This window comes from Bathymodiolus platifrons methanotrophic gill symbiont, from assembly GCF_002189065.1.
Lineage (GTDB): Bacteria > Pseudomonadota > Gammaproteobacteria > Methylococcales > Methylomonadaceae > Methyloprofundus.
The window spans coordinates 1-2,574 of record NZ_BDMN01000290.1; the positions used below are offsets into that span (position 1 = coordinate 1).

2 protein-coding genes and 1 pseudogene are annotated in these 2,574 nt (G+C 34.1%); 1 reads left to right on the plus strand and 2 read right to left on the minus strand.

Translation table 11 applies throughout. From position 1 onward, the window contains the following. Positions 1–112: 112 nt before the first annotated feature. The gene (locus CDZ78_RS15340) at positions 113–418 is read right to left on the minus strand and encodes a hypothetical protein (RefSeq protein ID WP_087870789.1); all 306 of its coding nucleotides are present in this window, start codon (positions 416–418) and stop codon (positions 113–115) included. A 417-nt stretch (positions 419–835) separates the two neighbouring features. Here CDZ78_RS15340 and CDZ78_RS15345 point away from each other — a divergent pair, with 417 nt between their 5' ends. After that, positions 836–2,047, plus strand: a complete 1,212-nt coding sequence (locus CDZ78_RS15345; RefSeq protein ID WP_087870790.1) for a replication initiation protein — start codon at positions 836–838, stop codon at positions 2,045–2,047. A gap of 418 nt (positions 2,048–2,465) precedes the next feature. Here CDZ78_RS15345 and CDZ78_RS15350 read toward each other — a convergent pair. After that, positions 2,466–2,574 (minus strand): annotated as a pseudogene (locus tag CDZ78_RS15350) (IS66 family transposase); the annotation flags it as partial.

Here is a 2,574-nt window from a genome sequence, read left to right on the forward strand (position 1 = left end):
GCTTGGACGCCCAAAATGAGCTTTCGCAAAAGTAGGGACTCCCCGAAATCGTTTTCTTAGATTCGAGCTTACAGCCCTTTCCCTAGCTAGCTCATTGTTTGTGCGTTCCATGCTAGCTTGCATTTTTGACGTGTTTTTCAGTTTTTGCCGCCGCTTCTTTCAGCGCATTATCAACCTGGGATGCAGCATAAACACTAATCCTGCGTACCTTTGTTTTCCACCAAGTCCGTTTCGTAATAATTTCCGCAGTAACAGGTTTGATGCTGATATTCGGACTTGACTCTAAAACGCCAGATAAACGCCTCTCAGCGGCTTTTATTTCTTTGGGCTGGTCTTCATGTGGCTGCTTGACGTTTCGGTGGATATACGCGCTCTCAGGCTCTCCTCGCTCAATTCTGACCGCCTTCTTTAAATCCACACCTTTCTTGCTCTGTGGTTTCCCGTCTTTGCAAATTGATGGCATTTGGAAATGAGCGTGAATAGCAGACTCGTCACGATGAACAATCTTAAATGTTGTTATTTGTTTATAGATGTTTATAGATGTTTAAGATACTGAAAGCCTTAAAAATAAGGAAGTGTAGACTAATATGGTGGAAGTTTACGGGGGGAAAGGTGGAAGTTTACGGGGAAGGTGGGAGTTTACGGGGAAGTTTTGATTTTTTAGGAATTAAAAACTACCCTTACTTGGATGTTTCCAAATGAAATTTAGTTTAGTTTCCCGTAAACTTCCACCTTTATGATAATAAAAATAAAGTGGAAAAATATTTTTACAGCTTCCACCTTATAAATTTATAATACTTATAATTGTTCTTTAATATTGTGAGTCTGTGAATTAATGAAAAAGGAATTAAAAAAACAAGTTGGCGTAATCCGTGTATCTAACCCTGTTGGCTTACTTCCACGTAAAACTTGGAATGTTCTTCTAGTTAATGCATATGATGAGCTTTTAAGCAAAGAAGAGCATACGATTTCTATTCAAACATTATCAGAGACAGTTGGTTTCAATAGTAAAGATGTTGCAACGTTAAAAAAATCCCTGCAAAAATTACAGACAACTATTGTTGAGTGGGATGTTGGAGGGCAATCTGAATCTAAAGGAGTATCTTTTAAAGAGTTTTCTAGTGTCCAAATGCTAGGCGGGTTTAAGGTTAAAAGTGGCACAATTACTTATAGGTACGATAAATGCTTAAAGGAAGTTTTATACAATCCAATAATGTATCAGGAAATTGGAATTGCACAGCAGAAAGTATTTAACACTTCGTACGGTCTTTACCTTTGGGAAAATTGTTTGAGGTATATTAATGTTGGGTCAACAGGTTTTTCAACGACAGAAGAGTGGAGAAAACTATTAGGTGCAACTGTAAAATCATACGATGTTTATAAGGATTTTAAAAAGCATGTTCTCACCCCTGCCATTAATGAAATAAATAAATTAACTAATATTTTTATTACTTTAAAGACACGTAGAACAGGAAGAAAAATAACACATATTGGATTTGATGTTGAAGAAAACAAACAAGAGTTGTTACCTATTTCTGATGGTTTACTTGATATAAAAAATAGTGCTGAATATAAAAAACTTAAAAGTTATAAAATTGCAGATGTGCAAGCAATAACATTAATACAGGAGCATGGTTATAAATATATATCAGAAAAAATAGGCATTTTACTGGAACAAAAAAACATTAAAAATCCATCAGGGTTTTTAATAGAAGCAATTGAAAAAGATTGGAAAAGTTCTAGTTTAGAACAAAAAAGATTAGAAAAAAAGAAAAATGAGAATAATAGAAAGGAAGAAGCCAATAAATTATTAATCGAAAAAGAAAAAAAAATAAAAGCTAAGGAAAAGAAAAAAGAAATTGAAAATTACATAGCTAGTTTATCAAAAGAAAAACTAGAAGAAGTTGATTTTGATTTCATAAAAAAATATAAATCAAACCCTATGATTAAAAGGTTTTTATCTGACGGTAAAATAGATTTTAGTAGTTGTAGTTATGTATTAAGGGCAACCTACAACACTTTTGTGTATGATAATTATATGAAATAATTTTTAAAAAGATAAAAACTTAGATTCAATTAACAAGTGCAATTCATTTTTAAGGTACTGAGAGGGCCAGTTGATGTATAGTTCAGGCTTTTTCAATCCGACCAAAGATGAGGAAGTAGATGAATCAATACTACAATCCCCTTTCACAGCTCCCCCTCCGAAAAGGTTCTGTCGCATAAAACAGAAAGTCACTATTATAAGGCTAATTTTCATCCAAAGAAGATTCACATGCCCAGCTAAAAATGGCGGTATTTTTTAAGTCATTATTAATCTGTATGCTAGGTAGCATATGACTTTACAACTTAGCTGTCGAAATTTTAACTATAGGATGAGCGTGGGTTTATCCTGTATGAAATCTTATTCATTAGCTGCATAAAACTAGGATATATTCGGTTTTTACACTTTTTGCGACAGAACCACAAAATATCTCTGCACCCTTGGTGCTACGAAAGCAGCCGGATATTTTCTGTTGAACCTTGGTCATCCGAATCGAATTTTCTGCGGCATTATTGGTAAATGGCACCCAG

Excerpts from the sequence above, each read along its gene's own strand:
- CDZ78_RS15345 (WP_087870790.1), top strand. The coding sequence starts at position 836 with ATGAAAAAGGAATTAAAAAAACAAGTTGGCGTAATCCGTGTATCTAAC.